Here is a 15,102-nt window from a genome sequence, read left to right as displayed (position 1 = left end):
TGACAGGGGATGGGGGTTGGATTGGATGCCGTTGCGCGCTGGACGCTGTTGCGCTTCGCTGCGACCTGCTGGTTGGTGGTTCTGGTGTTGGGGTGTTCCGTGGAGTCGGCGCCTGACAAGAGCGCGGTGCGCGTCGTGGCGCAGCGGGTCGAGCGGATGCCTGGTCTGGCGCAAACCGTCCTGACCGGCGATCTTCAGGCCCGCTTCGTCAGTGAGCTCGCCTTTCCCAGTGCGGGGAAGGTGACGCAGTTGTCGGTCGACGTCGGCGACAGGGTCGTTGCCGGGCAACGCCTTGGGCGCCTGGATCCACTGGAGTTACGTACGACTCTGGAACTCAGCGAAGCGCAAGTGCAGGCCCAGCAGGCGCGGCTGGAACTGGCGCGTGCGGATCATGCGCGCCAGGCCCGGTTGCTGCCGCAGGGGTACACCAATCGCAACGAATACGAGCGAGCACAGGCAGCGCTCAAAGGCGCCGAGGCCGAGTTGATGTCGGCAATGGCGCGCCGCCAGATAGCCGTGGACGCCGTAGCGGATGCCGATCTGCTGGCTCTGGCCGATGGCGTGGTAGTTGCGCGCCGGGTGACCGCAGGCGAGGTGGTCCAGGCCGGGCAGGTGGTGCTGTCGATGGCGCATGACGAAGCGCCTGAAGCGGTTTTCGACTGGTATGAAGCACTGCCTGCAGGGCTGCAGGTCGGAAGCATCGTCCATCTGCATGCGCTGAGCGAGCCTGAGCACGAGATCAGTGGACGGGTAAGAGAGATCGCGCCCCGCGTGGCGGCCGGCTCGGGCACCGTGCGCCTGCGTGTCAGCCTGCCGGCCGAGGCTGAGCAATGGCCGTTGGGAAGCGTGGTGGTGGCGCGTTTGGCCGAGCCGCAGGGCGAGGTCACAGTGCTGCCCTGGTCGGCCCTGAGTCGTGATCAGGGGAGGCCGGCCGTTTGGCGCATCGACGCCCGGCAGCATGTCAGCCTGGTTCCGGTCGAGGTCTCGCGCTACGAAACGGGAAGGGTGCTGGTGGCGGCGGGTTTGCAGGACGGCGACCTGATCGTGGCCCAGGGTGGCCAGTTGCTCTATCCCGGTCAGCGGGTCGAGGTGGCTGCCGTCCAGGCCGCGGCAGATGCAGGGCTGCAGCCATGAGGTGGATGCAGGGGGCTCTGGTGCTGCTTTGTGTCCTGCTGATGGCCTGTGGTGAACAGGCCCCGTCTGCGCAGATCGAGCGTCCCGTCCTGTTCGATGAAATCGCTCCGTCATCAGGTTCGGCCGGGACACGCTTCACCGGTACCGTTCAGCCGCGTTATCAGCTGGTTGCCGCGTTCCGCCAGAGCGGTCGTTTGCTCAGCAGGCAGGTCGAGGTCGGGCAGCGAGTCAGCAAGGGGCAACTGCTGGCGAGCCTGGAAAGCAGCGATCAGCAGAGCGAGGTACGTAACCGCCAGGGCGAGTTGGCTCGTGCCGAGGTGCTATGGCGTAACGCTCGCGACGAGCTGGTGCGCTACCAGGGCTTGCATGACCAGGGGGTTGGTAGCCTGGCCAGGCTCGAGCAGTTGTCCAGCGAGGTGCGGGTGCGTGCGGCGACCTTGCGCCAGGCGCGCACCGCCTTGAACCGTGCGCAGGAGCACTTGCGGCAGACGCAGGTGCTGGCCGATACCGATGGCGTGGTCACGGCATGGCATGCCGAGGTCGGGCAGGTCCTGGCCAGTGGTGCAGCCGTGCTCAGTCTGGCCCGGCTGGACAGTCTGGAAGTGTGGGTCGATCTGCCCGCACTGGGTGTGAGCGAGCTGGCGGCGCAGAACGGGCCGCCCCGTATCTGGGTCGCGTCGATGAGCGAGCCGGACGTCGGCAGTTGGGCGCATGTGCGGCAGATCGACCCGGAGCTGGATGCCGTTACCCGCGTGCAGCGGGTCAGGCTGGCGGTGGAGCGGCTGCCGGCAGAGGTGCACCTGGGTTCGTTGGTCAGCGTGGAGCTTGCCAGGCAGTCCGCGATAGCCGAGCCGGTTCTGTCTGCTTCGGCGTTGTGGACCTTGGCTGGGCAGCACTACGTCTGGCGGATCGACAGGCAGAGTTCGCAGGTGCAGGCCGTCGAGGTCGAGGTAGTCGATCGCAGTGGATCGCGGGTGCGCGTGCGGGGAGGCTTGCAGCCCGGTGATCGGGTGGTCAGCGCGGGTGTGGCGCGCTTGAGCGAAGGACAGCGGGTCAGGCTCGAGGAGCGTAGTGGTTCATGAGGGAAGGATTCAATCTGTCTGGCTGGGCACTGCGTCATCGCACACTGGTCTGGTACGCCATGCTGGTCACCTTGCTGATGGGCACTTTCGCCTACCTGCAACTGGGGCGCGAAGAGGATCCCGCGTTCGCCATCAAGACCATGGTGATCCAGGCGCGCTGGCCCGGTGCGACGCTGGATGAAACCCTGCAGCAGGTCACCGACCGCCTGGAGAAGAAACTCGAGGAAATCGACGCCCTGGACTACGTGCGCAGCTACACCCTGGCTGGCGAGACCACGCTGTTCGTCTTTCTCAAGAGTGAGACGCCAGCGCGGGCGATCCCGGATGCCTGGTACGCGGTGCGCAAGAAGATGCAGGACATCCGCGGCGAATTGCCCAGCGGCGTGCAGGGGCCGGCCTTCAACGACGAGTTCGGCGATGTCTTCGGCAACATCTATGCCCTGACCGGCGAAGGTTTCTCGCCGCGGCAGTTGCGCGACTACGCCGAGCGCCTGCGCCTGGGGCTCAAGGGCGTGCCCGGCCTGGGCAAGGTAGAGCTGCTCGGCAGTCAGCCCGAGGTCATCTATCTGGACTTTTCCATTCGCCGTCTGGCGGCCCTGGGCATCGACCTGCGCCAGGTGATCCAGAGCCTGCAGGCGCAGAATGCGGTCACTCCGGCGGGCCTCATCGACGGCGAGCAGGAGCGTATCGCGGTGCAGGCCAGTGGCGCCTTCGCCAGCGAGGAGGATCTCGCGGCCGTCAGCCTGCGCTTCGGTGATCGCCTGCTGCGCTTGAGTGATCTGGCGCGCATCGAGCGCGGTTATGCGCAACCGCCGAGTTCTCTGTTTCGCTATGACGGTGAAGCGGCGCTCGGTCTGGCCGTGGCCATGCAGGCCGGAGGTAACATCCAGGATTTCGGCGCGGCCTTGCAGCACCGCATCGACGCGCTGACCGCCGACCTGCCGCTGGGCCTGGATGTGCATCTGGTATCCAGCCAGGCCCAGGTGGTGGACAAGGCCATCGGCACCTTCACCAAGGCGCTGTTCGAGGCCGTGCTGATCGTGCTGGTGGTCAGTTTCATCAGCCTCGGCCTGCGTGCCGGTCTGGTGGTGGCCTGTTCCATCCCGCTGGTGCTGGCCATGGTCTTTCTGTTCATGTCCTACAGCGGCATCACCTTGCAGCGCATTTCCCTCGGCGCCTTGATCATCGCCCTGGGGCTGCTGGTGGATGACGCCATGATCACCGTGGAGATGATGATCAAGCGCATCGAGCTGGGCGATTCCCTGCCCAAGGCCGCGACGCATGCCTACACCTCGACGGCCTTTCCCATGCTCACTGGCACCCTGGTGACGGTGGCCGGTTTCGTGCCCATCGGCCTCAACTCCAGTTCCGCCGGGGAGTATGTGTTCACCATGTTCGCGGTGATTGCCGTGGCGTTGTTGCTGTCCTGGCTGGTGGCGGTGGTGTTCGCGCCCTTGCTGGGTGTCTACCTGCTGCGGCGCCCGACTCAGACACACGGCAGCAGCCGCTGGCAGCGACTGTTTTCCGCCTGGTTGGCACTGGCGCTGCGTCATCGCAACTGGACGGTGGGCCTGACTCTGCTGGCCTTCGCCCTGTCGTTGGCGGCGACCCCGCTGCTGCAGCGGCAATTCTTCCCCGACTCGGATCGACCGGAGATCCTGGTGGACTTCCACCTGCCGCAGCAGGGTTCGATCAACGCCACGCGCGCGGTGATGGATCGCTTCGAGCAGGCGCTGCGCGACGACCCGGACGTGCTGCGCTGGAGCTCCTACGTTGGCAAGGGTGCCGTGCGCTTCTACCTGCCGCTGGATCAACAGCTGAGCAACCCCTTCTATGGTCAGGTGGTCATCGTCAGCCAGGGTGGCGCGGCGCGTGATCGCCTGCTCGCGCGCTTGCGCGAACGCCTGCACCAGGACTTCGTCGGCATCGGTTTCAACGTGCAGCCGCTGAACATGGGGCCGCCGGTGGGCTGGCCGATCCAGTACCGGGTCAGTGGCCCGGATATCCAGCAGGTACGGGCTCAGGCCATGCGCCTGGCGGCGATCGTCGATGCCCATCCGCACATCGGCCAGGTGGTGTACGACTGGAACGAACCCGCCAAGGTGTTGCGCATCGACATCGAGCAGGACAAGGCGCGCCAGTTCGGTCTTTCCTCCCAGGACACTGCACAGATCCTGCACAGCGTGGTGTCCGGCTCGAGCATCACGCAGATCCGCGATGGCATTCATCTGGTCGACGTGGTGGCGCGGGCGCAGGCTGCCGAACGGCAGTCACCGGAGCTGATCGGTAGCTTGCAGATACCTTCTGCTCGTACAGGTGAATCGATTCCGCTGCTGGCATTCGCTAGTATCGGTTATGAGCAGGAACAGCCCCTGGTATGGCGCCGTGACCGCTTGCCGACCATCACCCTGAAAGCGAACATCGTCGGCACCCTGCAGCCCGATGCGCTGGTCGCCGGGTTGCAGCCGGCGCTCGATGATTTCGCCGCGCAGTTGCCGGTGGGCTACAAGGTGGCGGTGGGCGGCGCGGTGGAGGCCAGTGCGCGTTCGCAGCAACCCATCCTGCGTGTGGTGCCCTGGATGCTGTTTCTTATGGTGACCCTGTTGATGATTCAGTTGCAGAGCGTGAAACAGGTCTTGCTGGTGCTGAGCGTGGCGCCCCTGGGACTGATCGGCGTGGTGGGAGCCCTGTTGGTGACCGACTCGCCGCTGGGGTTCGTCGCCATTCTCGGAGTGCTGGCGTTGATCGGTATCATCGTGCGTAACTCGGTGATCCTGGTCAGCCAGGTGGAGTCTTTCCGTCAGCAGGGGTTCGCGTTGCAGGCTGCTGTGGTGCATGCCACCGAACATCGCTGCCGGCCGATCCTGCTGACCGCTGCGGCATCCGGTCTGGCGATGATCCCGATTGCCCGCGAGGCGTTCTGGGGGCCGATGGCTTACGCGATGATCGGTGGCATTGCCGTGGCCACGGTGTTGACGCTGATATTCCTGCCTGCCCTTTATCTGCTCTGTCATGCAGATGACGCGGGGCAGGGTGGAACGGTCGATGAGGTGCCTGCAACCAATGACGCATGAGCGTGCACAAAATGGTCATGGGTGTTGCGCCTGCGGGCGTGACACTCTCTCACACAAGGATAAAAGACCATTGAGAGTTGTTGATTTACGAGTGACTTCCCGTGCCGTGCTTGCGAGATATCAGCAGGAGGCCTGCCATGCGTATTAAGGTGCATTGTCAGAACCGTGTCGGCATCTTGCGTGACATGCTCAACCTGCTGGTCGACTACGGCATCAATGTCGCCCGCGGTGAAGTGGGGGGCGAACAGGGCAATGCCATCTACCTGCACTGCCCGAACCTGATCAATCTGCAGTTCCAGTCGCTGCGGCCGAAGTTCGAGGACATTCCCGGCGTTTTCGGCATCAAGCGCGTCGGCCTGATGCCCAGCGAGCGGCGCCACCTGGAACTCAATGCCCTGCTCGGCGCGCTGGACTTTCCGGTGCTGTCGATCGATATGGGCGGCTCCATCGTCGCCGCCAACCGCAGCGCTGCGCAGTTGCTCGGCGTGCGCGTGGACGAAGTGCCGGGCATTGCGCTGTCGCGTTACGCCGAGGACTTCGACCTGCCCGAGCTGGTGCGCGCCAACAAGGCCCGCATCAATGGCCTGCGCGTGCAGATCAAGGGCGATGTGTTCCTCGCCGATATCGCACCCTTGCAAAGTGAGCACGACGAGAGTGAAGCGCTGGCCGGTGCGGTGCTGACCCTGCACCGTGCCGACCGTGTTGGCGAGCGCATCTATCACGTGCGCAAGCAGGAACTGCGAGGCTTCGACTCGATCTTCCAGAGCTCGAAAGTGATGGCGGCCGTGGTGCGTGAGGCGCGGCGTATGGCGCCACTGGACGCGCCGCTGTTGATCGAAGGCGAGACCGGCACCGGCAAGGAGTTGCTGGCGCGTGCCTGCCACCTGGCCAGCCCGCGCGGGCAGTCGCCGTTCATGGCGCTCAACTGTGCCGGTTTGCCCGAGTCGATGGCCGAGACCGAGCTGTTCGGTTACGGCGCCGGTGCCTTCGAAGGCGCACGCCCGGAAGGCAAGCTCGGTCTGCTGGAGCTGACGGCTGGCGGCACCTTGTTCCTCGATGGCGTCGGCGAGATGAGCCCGCGTCTGCAAGCCAAGTTGCTGCGCTTTCTGCAGGACGGCTGTTTCCGCCGAGTGGGCAGCGATGAGGAGGTGTACCTGGATGTGCGGGTGATCTGTGCGACCCAGGTCGACCTGTCAGAACTCTGCGCCCGTGGCGAGTTTCGCCAGGATCTCTACCACCGCCTCAACGTGCTCAGTCTGCATATTCCGCCGCTTCGCGAATGTCTCGATGGCCTGGCGCCTCTGGTCGAGCACTTTCTCGATTCCGCCAGTCGGCAGATCGGCTGCAGCCTGCCCAGGCTGGCGCCGCAGGCCTTCGAGCGCATGGCCCACTACCACTGGCCGGGCAACGTGCGGCAGCTGGAGAACGTGCTGTTCCAGGCCGTATCGCTGTGCGATGGCGGGATGGTGAAGGCCGAGCATATCCGCCTGCCGGACTACGGTGCGCCGCAGCCTTTGGGCGAGTTTTCGGTGGAGGGCAACCTCGACGATATTCTCGGCCGTTTCGAGAAGGCGGTGCTGGAGCGCCTGTATCACGAGCACCCCAGTAGCCGTCAGCTGGGCAAGCGGCTCGGGGTTTCGCACACCACCATCGCCAACAAGTTGCGCCAGCATGGCCTGGGCAAGGAATAGCCGCGGCCTACGACCTTGGTGCAATAGGCAGGGCAGGCACCTGCGGCGACACTGAAGCCGTCCCGATCATCCTGCGTGATTTGGGTGCAAGCGTTTCCGCATTCCTCTTGGGGAATGCCTTGAATGGGCGGGCGACCAAATTGGTCGCCCTTTTTTTTGCCCGCGAATTCGTCTGGCGCTACACACCCTGGTTCAGTCGCTCGATCAGCGCGCGCACGCTGCCCGGTAGCGCATCCAGCTCACGCACCAGCATGCTGCGTTCGCGCAGCGCCCAGGTTTCGTCCAGTTGCAGGATCGCCAACTGCATGGTGCGGCTGTGCCGGCGTGCGGCCGATTCGGGGATGATGCCGATGCCGACGCCGCCTTCGATCATCCGGCAGATCGCCTCGAAGCTCGATACCTGAATGCGCAGCGCCAGGTTGCCGCCGAGCTGTTCCACCTGCTCGCGCAAGAAGCTCAGCAGGGTACTGCCCTCGTGCAGACCGATGTGCTGGTAGGCGAGGGTGTCGGCGAGGCTCACCGAGTGTCGCTGCGCCAGGGCGTGGCCCAGCGGAACGGCCAGTACCAGGCGGTCGGTGCTGAAGTGCAGCACCTGCAGGCCGGGCGCCTGCACCGGGCCGGCGATGATGCCCAGATCCGCCGCGCCATCGAGCACGCCGCGGACGATGTCGCGGCTCAGCCGTTCCTGCAGGTCGACGGTAACGCCAGGGCGTTCGGCGAGAAAACCGGCCAGTACTTCAGGGAGGAATTCGGTCACCGCCGTGGTGTTGGCGAAGATGCGGATGTGTCCGGCGGCGTCGGTGCCGTATTCGGTGAACTCGCTCTTCAGGTAATCCACCTGGCGCATGATCAGCCGCGCGTGCTGCAGCAGGCGCTGGCCGGCAGGGGTAAGCTCGACGCCACGGCTGTCGCGGTACAGCAGGCGGCTGCCAAGCTGGCTTTCCAGTGCCTTGATTCGCGCGCTGGCGGCAGCCGGGGAAAGAAACGCCTTGCGCGCGCCCTGGGTCAGGCTGGGCGACTCGGCGATATGGATGAACAGGCGCAGGTCGGCAAGATCGAAATGCATGGGTTCCTCTGCTTCTGTGGGAGGGGCTTTAGCCGCGACGCCCTGGCTTCCCCGGAAAACATCGCGGCTAAAGCCCCTCCCACATAGAAATATGGCGTTCAGCTTAACCGAACGCTGGTTTAAATAAATGCGGATTCTCTGAACGCGGTCGGCGTCGCATGCTCCAGCTCACACAAGAACCGAGCTGGAACCTGCCCATGAGTGATTCTGCTTTTTCCGCCTGGATCGGTCGTCGCGAAGACGTGCACGACCAACTCAGCCGCAATCTGGTCAAGCGCATCGCCGCCACCCTTGGCGAAGCCACGCCAGCCCATGGCGAGGCACTGCCGCCGCTGTGGCACTGGGCGTTCTTTCAGGAGCCGGTCGCCGAGATCGGTCTGGGCGAGGACGGCCATCCGGCGCGCGGTGGCTTCCTGCCGCCGGCGGATAACCGCAACCGCATGTGGGCCGGTGGCCGTATCGAATTCATCCAGCCCTTGCGCGTGGGTGGCGAAGCCAGCCGGGTATCGACCATCAAGCACATCGAGGAAAAGCACGGGCGCAGCGGTGCACTGCTGTTCGTCACGGTGCAGCACGACTACCTGCAGGACGGTGAGCTGGCCATCCGCGAGGAGCAGGACATCGTTTACCGCGAGCCGAGCCCGCCCAAGGCCAGCAGTGGCGAGCCGCTGGTCGCCGGCGATTGGCGTGAGGCGGTCACGCCGTCCAGCACCCTGCTGTTTCGCTACAGCGCGGTGACCTTCAACGGCCACCGCATCCACTACGACTGGCCCTACGTCACCGAAACCGAGGGCTACAGCGGCCTGGTGGTACATGGCCCGCTGATCGCCACCCTGAGCTTGCGTGCCTTCTGCCGCGCCAACCCGCAGGCGCGTTTGCGCCACTTCGCCTATCGCGGCCTGCGTCCGCTGATTGCGCCAAGGCCCTTCGAGGTGGGCGGGCGCATCAGCGGCGAGGGCCAGGCCGAACTCTGGGCGGGCAACGAGGCCGGCCTGGCGCAGCGCGCCGAAGTGCAATTCGACTGATTGTCCGTAGCCCGGATGCAATCCGGGAAATCGCCCCGGATTGCATCCGGGCTACGCGTTATCGAGGAACTGTGATGAACCCCAACAGCAACGAAGAACTCAATGCGATCCGCGAAGGCGTGCGCGCCCTGTGTGCGGAATTTCCCGCCGAATACTGGCGCAAGATCGATGAAGAGAAGGGCTTCCCCGAAGCCTTCGTCAGCGCCATGACCGAAGCCGGCTGGCTGTCGGCGATGATCCCGGAAGAATACGGCGGTTCGGGCCTGGGCCTGGCCGAGGCGTCACTGATCCTCGAAGAGGTCAATCATTGCGGCGGCAACTCCGGCACCATCCACGGGCAGATGTACAACATGTTTACCCTGCTGCGTAACGGCAGCGAGGAGCAGAAGCGCTACTACCTGCCCAAACTCGCCAGCGGCGAACTGCGCCTGCAGTCGATGGGCGTCACCGAACCCACCACCGGCACCGACACCACCAAGATCAAGACCACCGCCGTGCGCCAGGGCGACAAGTACGTGATCAATGGGCAGAAGGTGTGGATCTCGCGTGTGCAGCACTCGGATCTGATGATCCTGCTGGCGCGTACCACGCCGCTGGCCGAGGTGCAGCGCAAGTCCGAGGGCATGTCGATCTTCCTGGTCGACCTGCGCGAGGCCATCGGCAACGGCCTGACCGTGCAGCCGATCGCCAACATGGTCAACCACGAGACCAACGAGCTGTTCTTCGACAACCTGGAAATTCCCGCCAGCAGCCTGATCGGCGAGGAGGGCAAGGGCTTTCGCTACATCCTCGACGGTCTCAACGCCGAGCGCACGCTGATCGCCGCCGAGTGCATCGGTGATGGGCGCTGGTTCATCGAAAAATCCGCGCAATACGCCCGTGACCGCGTGGTGTTCGGCCGGCCCATCGGGCAGAACCAGGGCGTGCAGTTTCCCATTGCCGAGGCGCATATCGAGATCGAGGCCGCCGACCTGATGCGCTGGCGCGCCTGCGAAGAATACGACGCCGGGCGCAACGCCGGAGCAGCGGCCAACATGGCCAAGTACCTGGCGGCCAAGGCCAGCTGGGAGGCGGCCAACGCCTGCCTGCAGACCCACGGCGGCTTCGGTTTCGCCAACGAATACGACGTCGAGCGCAAGTTCCGCGAAACCCGCCTGTACCAGGTGGCGCCGATCTCCACCAACCTGATCCTGAGCTACGTGGCCGAGCATCTGCTCGAACTGCCACGCAGTTTCTGAGGAACCGACCATGAGCACGGACACCCAGAAGCTCGCGGCCTTCCTCGCCGAGCTGCGTTACGACGACCTGCCCGAGCACGTGCTCGATCGCACCGAAGACCTGCTGCTCGACTGGCTGGGCTCGGCGCTGGCCAGCGAGGGCGCGCGGCCGATCCCGCTGTTCGAAGCCTATGCACAGAAGATGGGCCCAGCCGATGGCCCGGCGCGCATCCTGGTCAACGGCCGGGGCACCTCGGCCTACTTCGCCGCACTGGTCAATGCCGCCTCCTCACACCTGGTGGAGCAGGACGACCTGCACAACAGCTCGGTGCTGCATCCGGCCACTGTGGTCTTCCCCGCAGCCCTGGCTGCGGCGCAGGATCTCGGCAAGTCCGGTCGCGAGCTGCTGCTGGCCTCGGTGGCCGGCTACGAGGCGGGCATTCGCATCGGCGAATTCCTGGGGCGCTCGCATTACCGCATCTTCCACACCACGGCCACCGTCGGCACCCTGGCCGCTGCGGTTGCGGTGGGCAAGCTGCTGGACTTCGACCAGCGACAGTTCATCCATCTGCTCGGCAATGCCGGCACCCAGGCGGCGGGGTTGTGGGAATTTCTGCGTGATGCGGCCGACTCCAAGCAACTGCACACCGCCAAGGCCGCCGCCGATGGCCTGCTGGCCGCTTACCTCACAGAGCAGGGCCTGACCGGCGCGCAGAACATTCTCGAAGGCGAGCAGGGTATGGCCGCCGGCATGTCGCGCGATGCCGAGCCGAGCAAGCTGTCCGATCGCCTCGGACGGCGCTGGGCGCTGGCGGAAACCTCGTTCAAGTTCCACGCCTCCTGCCGTCACACCCATCCGGCGGCTGACGCGCTGCTCGATCTGATGTGGCGCGAGGGGCTGCGCCACGGCGATATCGCCCAGGTCATCGCCCGTGTGCATCAGGGCGCCATTGATGTGCTCGGTCGCGTGAAGGTGCCGCAGACCGTGCACCAGGCTAAGTTCTCCATGGGCACCGTGCTCGGTCTGATCGCCGTGCATGGCAAGGCTGGGCTCAGCGAATTCACCAACCAGGCACTGCAGGACCCGGCCGTGGCTGCCTTTCGCGACAAGGTGCAGATGCGCCTGGACCCGGAGGTGGATGTGGCCTACCCGCAGCGCTGGCTGGGCCGTGTCGAGGTGATCACCGGCGATGGCCGCACCTTGCGTGGCGCCATCGACGAGCCCAAGGGCGACCCCGGCAACAGCCTCTGCCGCGCCGAACTCGAGGACAAGTTCCGCCGCCTGCTGGCCTTCGCCGGCAAGCGCAGCAGTGATGAGGCCGGCATCTTGATCGAGCGAGTCTGGCGCCTGCGCCAGACCGATGATCTGAGCAACCTGGCCTGACGGCTCGCTTCGACTTTGCGGTGGATCGATGAAGCGCGGACTACGCGTCCCGATCCACCCTACGGATCAGGGATCTGCATATGAACAACGTACAACAACCCCGGCCATTGGACGGTATCACCGTGGTCAGCCTGGAACACGCCATCGCCGCGCCGTTCTGCACCCGCCAGCTCGCCGACCTCGGTGCGCGGGTGATCAAGGTGGAGCGCCCCGGCAGCGGTGATTTTGCCCGTGGCTACGACGAGCGCGTCAGCGGACTGGCTTCGCATTTCGTATGGACCAACCGCTCCAAGGAAAGCCTGACCCTCGACCTCAAGCAGGACGATGCGATGCAGGTGCTTGGCAGTCTGCTGGCCAAGGCCGACGTACTGGTGCAGAACCTGGCACCGGGTGCCTCCGCGCGCATGGGCCTGTCCTTCGAGGCGCTGCACGAGCGTTTTCCCCAGTTGATCGTCTGCGACATCTCCGGCTATGGCGAAGGTGGCCCCTACGAGCAGAAGAAGGCCTACGACCTGTTGATCCAGAGCGAGGGCGGCTTTCTCTCCGTTACCGGCGGTGAGGGCGAGGAGCAGATGGCCAAGGCCGGTTGCTCCATCGCCGATATCGCAGCCGGTATGTACGCCTACACCGGCGTGCTGTCGGCGCTGATGCTGCGCGGCAGGACTGGCGTCGGCAGCCGCGTCGACGTGTCGATGCTGGAGAGCCTGGTGGAGTGGATGGGCTACCCGCTGTACTACGCCTACGACGGTGCCACGCCGCCGTCGCGCGCCGGTGCCGCGCACTCGACCATCTATCCCTACGGCCCGTTCCCGGCCGGCGACGGCGGCACGGTGATGCTCGGCCTGCAAAACGAGCGCGAATGGCAGGCGTTCTGCGCCAAGGTGCTGGGGCAGCCGGAGCTGGCCAGCGACGAGCGCTTTGCCGCCAACTTCAAGCGCTCGGCCAACCGCGCTGAGCTGCGCGCGCTGATCGTCGAGGCGTTCTCGCGCATGAGCACGGCGCAGGTCATCGAGCGCCTGGAGCTGGCGCAGATCGCCAATGCCCAGGTCAACGACATGGCCGGTGTCTGGGCCCACCCGCAACTGCAAGCGCGCCAGCGCTGGCGCCAGGTCGACAGCCCCAGCGGCAGCTTGCCGGCGCTGCTGCCGCCGGGGCGCAACAGCGCCTTCGAGCCGCGCATGGACGCCATCCCCGCATTGGGCCAGCACACCGACACGCTGCTCGCCGAACTGGGTTATGCCGCCGGCGACATCCTGCGCCTGCATCAACAGGGGGCGGTATGAGTTCGACCGTAGCCCGGCAGTCGCCGCGTAGGGTGGACGACGCTCTTTTCGTCCACCGCATGCCTGCCAACCGCGCAGAGGTTCGAGCATGAACAAACCCATCATTCGTAGTGCGCTATTCGTGCCGGCCAGTCGCCCGGAGCGTATCCCCAAGGCGCTTGCCGTCGGCGCCGACGCGGTCATCGTCGACCTCGAAGATGCCGTGCAGGAGAGCCTCAAGCTGGAGGCCCGGGCCAATCTCGATGCCTTTTTAACGGCCAACCCGCAGGCGCGTCTGCTGGTGCGGATCAATGCCCCCGAGCATGCCGGGCATGGCGCCGATATCGAACTCTGCGCCCGCCATGCCGGTGTCGTCGGCGTGCTGCTGCCCAAGGTGGAGAGCGCCGCCCAGGTGGCACGCGTCGCCGCTTGCGGCAAGCCGGTGTGGCCGATCATCGAGAGTGCGGCGGGGTTGCTGGCACTGGCGGAAATCGCCCGCGCTGATGGCGTCGAGCGACTGTCGTTCGGCGCCCTCGACCTGGGCCTGGACCTCGGTTTGAGCAGCGGCAGCGCGGCGGCCGAACGCATCCTCGACCAGGCCCGTTACGCCTTGTTGCTGCATTCGCGCACGGTCGGCCTGGCGGCGCCGCTGGATAGCGTGTTTCCAGCCATCGAAGACCGCGACGGTCTGGCTCGTACCACGCGCGATGCGCGTGACATGGGCTTCGACGGTTTGCTCTGCATCCATCCCAGTCAGGTCGAGATCGTTCACCGCGCACTGTGCCCGGCGGACGAGGAACTGGCCTGGGCACGACGGGTGATGGCCGCTGCCAGCAGTGGTGCCGGCGTATTCGTGGTGGACGGCCAGATGGTCGACGCCCCGGTGCTGGGCCGTGCCCGTCGCTTGCTGCAACGGGCCGGCGAGAGCCCAGCCTGAACACCGGCCGGCGGCACGGCGTCGCCGGTCATTTCGTCCCACGTACCGACCAACAACAACAATGAGGTAACGTCATGTTCAAACTCACCGCCAAGGCGCTCGCTTGCGCCGCCATGCTTTCCTGTGCCGGCCTGGTGCAGGCTGCCGATGAGCCGATCATCATCAAGTTCGCCCATGTGGTGGCAGACAACACGCCCAAGGGGCAGGGCGCTCTGCTGTTCAAGAAGCTGGCCGAGGAGCGCCTGCCTGGGCGGGTCAAGGTCGATGTTTACCCCAACTCTTCGCTGTTCGGCGATGGCAAGGAAATGGAGGCGCTGCTGCTCGGTGAGGTGCAGATGCTGGCGCCGTCGCTGGCCAAGTTCGAGCAGTACGCCAAGCCCGTGCAGCTGTTCGACCTGCCGTTTCTGTTCGATGACATGGCCGCGGTCGATCGCTTCCAGGCCAGCCCCGAGGGGCGTGCGCTGCTGACGTCCATGGAGGACAAGAACATCACCGGCCTGGCCTACTGGCACAACGGCCTGAAGGTGATGTCGGCCAACAAGCCGCTGCGTGATCCGGCTGATGCCCGTGGCCTGAAGTTCCGCGTGCAAGCCTCGGCGGTGCTGGAGGAGCAGTTCAAGGCGGTGCGTGCCAACCCGCGCAAGATGAGCTTCGCCGAGGTCTATCAGGGCCTGCAGACCGGCGTGGTCAACGGCACCGAGAACACCTGGTCGAACTACTACAGCCAGAAGGTGCATGAGGTGCAGAAGTACATGACCGAGTCCGATCATGGCCTGATCGACTACATGGTGATCACCAACACCCAGTTCTGGAACGGCCTGCCGGATGACGTGCGCAGCGAGCTGGAACAGGTCATGGCCGAGGTCTCCGTCGAGGTGAACAAGCAGGCTGACGCGCTCAACCGTACGGCCAAGCAGGACATCGCCAAGGCTGGCACCACCGAGATCATCGAGCTGACCCCGCAGCAACGCGCTGAGTGGCGTGAAGCGATGCGCCCGGTGTGGAAGAAGTTCGAGAAGGAGATCGGTGCCGAGCTGATTCAGGCAGCGGAGAAATCCAACCAGGGTTGAGTTTCGCCCTGAAATGAAAACGCCCGGCTCATGCCGGGCGTTTGCGTTTGGCAGCTTCGCTGCAGGCGCCGGTTCCCTGGAGTCTGCCCAGCGCAGGCCGGAAGCCCTTCGCAGGCTGGGGGCATTGAACTCGTTCAGCGCCTGAGAGTCAGTCTTCTGT

Annotated in this window: 11 protein-coding genes; 10 read left to right on the top strand and 1 reads right to left on the bottom strand. The window is 65.4% G+C overall.

All coding sequences use genetic code 11. From position 1 onward, the window contains the following. The first annotated feature begins 9 nt into the window (after positions 1-9). The 4 genes from ACN8M7_RS11330 (at position 10) to ACN8M7_RS11315 (ending at position 6,981) form a co-directional block, all read left to right on the top strand. Positions 10-1,134 (top strand): efflux RND transporter periplasmic adaptor subunit, encoded by a 1,125-nt coding sequence (locus ACN8M7_RS11330; protein ID WP_490260826.1) that lies wholly within the window; start codon positions 10-12, stop codon positions 1,132-1,134. Beyond that, on the top strand, positions 1,131-2,216 hold the full coding sequence (locus tag ACN8M7_RS11325) for an efflux RND transporter periplasmic adaptor subunit (protein ID WP_490260825.1): 1,086 nt from the start codon (positions 1,131-1,133) through the stop codon (positions 2,214-2,216). Before ACN8M7_RS11330 ends, ACN8M7_RS11325 begins: the two co-directional genes overlap by 4 nt. Beyond that, positions 2,213-5,290, top strand: coding sequence for an efflux RND transporter permease subunit (locus ACN8M7_RS11320; RefSeq protein ID WP_490260824.1), 3,078 nt, complete (start codon positions 2,213-2,215; stop codon positions 5,288-5,290). The genes ACN8M7_RS11325 and ACN8M7_RS11320 overlap by 4 nt, the downstream gene beginning before the upstream one ends. Positions 5,291-5,427: 137 nt before the next feature. Continuing rightward, positions 5,428-6,981 carry a sigma-54-dependent transcriptional regulator gene (locus ACN8M7_RS11315; protein WP_061237861.1) on the top strand — a complete coding sequence of 518 codons (1,554 nt, stop codon included), beginning with the start codon at positions 5,428-5,430 and terminating at the stop codon, positions 6,979-6,981. A 178-nt stretch (positions 6,982-7,159) separates the two neighbouring features. Here the strand turns inward: ACN8M7_RS11315 and ACN8M7_RS11310 are convergent, their stop codons facing one another. Continuing rightward, positions 7,160-8,047, bottom strand: a complete 888-nt coding sequence (locus ACN8M7_RS11310) for a LysR family transcriptional regulator (protein WP_490260823.1) — start codon at positions 8,045-8,047, stop codon at positions 7,160-7,162. Positions 8,048-8,244: 197 nt separating this feature from the next. Between ACN8M7_RS11310 and ACN8M7_RS11305 the strand changes: the two genes are divergently transcribed. The 6 genes from ACN8M7_RS11305 to ACN8M7_RS11280 all read left to right on the top strand — a co-directional run bounded on the left by ACN8M7_RS11305 (position 8,245) and on the right by ACN8M7_RS11280 (position 14,942). Then, a complete protein-coding gene (locus ACN8M7_RS11305) occupies positions 8,245-9,072 on the top strand; it encodes an HTD2 family dehydratase (RefSeq protein WP_490260822.1) in 828 nt (275 codons plus the stop codon). Between the two features lie 74 nt (positions 9,073-9,146). After that, complete coding sequence (locus ACN8M7_RS11300; RefSeq protein WP_061237557.1) at positions 9,147-10,310, top strand: acyl-CoA dehydrogenase family protein; 1,164 nt, start codon at positions 9,147-9,149, stop codon at positions 10,308-10,310. 10 nt (positions 10,311-10,320) lie between these two features. After that, positions 10,321-11,673: an MmgE/PrpD family protein gene (locus ACN8M7_RS11295; RefSeq protein WP_490260821.1), complete on the top strand. Its 1,353-nt coding sequence runs from the start codon at positions 10,321-10,323 to the stop codon at positions 11,671-11,673. Between the two features lie 80 nt (positions 11,674-11,753). Then, positions 11,754-12,956, top strand: a complete 1,203-nt coding sequence (locus ACN8M7_RS11290; RefSeq protein WP_490260820.1) for a CaiB/BaiF CoA transferase family protein — start codon at positions 11,754-11,756, stop codon at positions 12,954-12,956. A gap of 88 nt (positions 12,957-13,044) precedes the next feature. Then, complete coding sequence (locus ACN8M7_RS11285) at positions 13,045-13,872, top strand: HpcH/HpaI aldolase/citrate lyase family protein (RefSeq protein WP_061237554.1); 828 nt, start codon at positions 13,045-13,047, stop codon at positions 13,870-13,872. A 74-nt stretch (positions 13,873-13,946) separates the two neighbouring features. Beyond that, positions 13,947-14,942 carry a TRAP transporter substrate-binding protein gene (locus tag ACN8M7_RS11280; RefSeq protein WP_061237553.1) on the top strand — a complete coding sequence of 332 codons (996 nt, stop codon included), beginning with the start codon at positions 13,947-13,949 and terminating at the stop codon, positions 14,940-14,942. Positions 14,943-15,102 lie beyond the last annotated feature (160 nt).

It is taken from the genome of Pseudomonas spartinae (assembly GCF_965197125.1).
Classification (GTDB): Bacteria; Pseudomonadota; Gammaproteobacteria; order Pseudomonadales; family Pseudomonadaceae; genus Aquipseudomonas; species Aquipseudomonas composti_A.
Note: the sequence above shows the minus strand (reverse complement) of the source record. Positions and strands in the feature narration are given on the sequence as shown.

Excerpts from the sequence above, each read along its gene's own strand:
- ACN8M7_RS11330 (WP_490260826.1), top strand. The coding sequence starts at position 10 with ATGGGGGTTGGATTGGATGCCGTTGCGCGCTGGACGCTGTTGCGCTTC.
- ACN8M7_RS11325 (WP_490260825.1), top strand. The coding sequence starts at position 1,131 with ATGAGGTGGATGCAGGGGGCTCTGGTGCTGCTTTGTGTCCTGCTGATG.
- ACN8M7_RS11320 (WP_490260824.1), top strand. The coding sequence starts at position 2,213 with ATGAGGGAAGGATTCAATCTGTCTGGCTGGGCACTGCGTCATCGCACA.
- ACN8M7_RS11315 (WP_061237861.1), top strand. The coding sequence starts at position 5,428 with ATGCGTATTAAGGTGCATTGTCAGAACCGTGTCGGCATCTTGCGTGAC.
- ACN8M7_RS11310 (WP_490260823.1), bottom strand. The coding sequence starts at position 8,047 with ATGCATTTCGATCTTGCCGACCTGCGCCTGTTCATCCATATCGCCGAG.
- ACN8M7_RS11305 (WP_490260822.1), top strand. The coding sequence starts at position 8,245 with ATGAGTGATTCTGCTTTTTCCGCCTGGATCGGTCGTCGCGAAGACGTG.
- ACN8M7_RS11300 (WP_061237557.1), top strand. The coding sequence starts at position 9,147 with ATGAACCCCAACAGCAACGAAGAACTCAATGCGATCCGCGAAGGCGTG.
- ACN8M7_RS11295 (WP_490260821.1), top strand. The coding sequence starts at position 10,321 with ATGAGCACGGACACCCAGAAGCTCGCGGCCTTCCTCGCCGAGCTGCGT.
- ACN8M7_RS11290 (WP_490260820.1), top strand. The coding sequence starts at position 11,754 with ATGAACAACGTACAACAACCCCGGCCATTGGACGGTATCACCGTGGTC.
- ACN8M7_RS11285 (WP_061237554.1), top strand. The coding sequence starts at position 13,045 with ATGAACAAACCCATCATTCGTAGTGCGCTATTCGTGCCGGCCAGTCGC.
- ACN8M7_RS11280 (WP_061237553.1), top strand. The coding sequence starts at position 13,947 with ATGTTCAAACTCACCGCCAAGGCGCTCGCTTGCGCCGCCATGCTTTCC.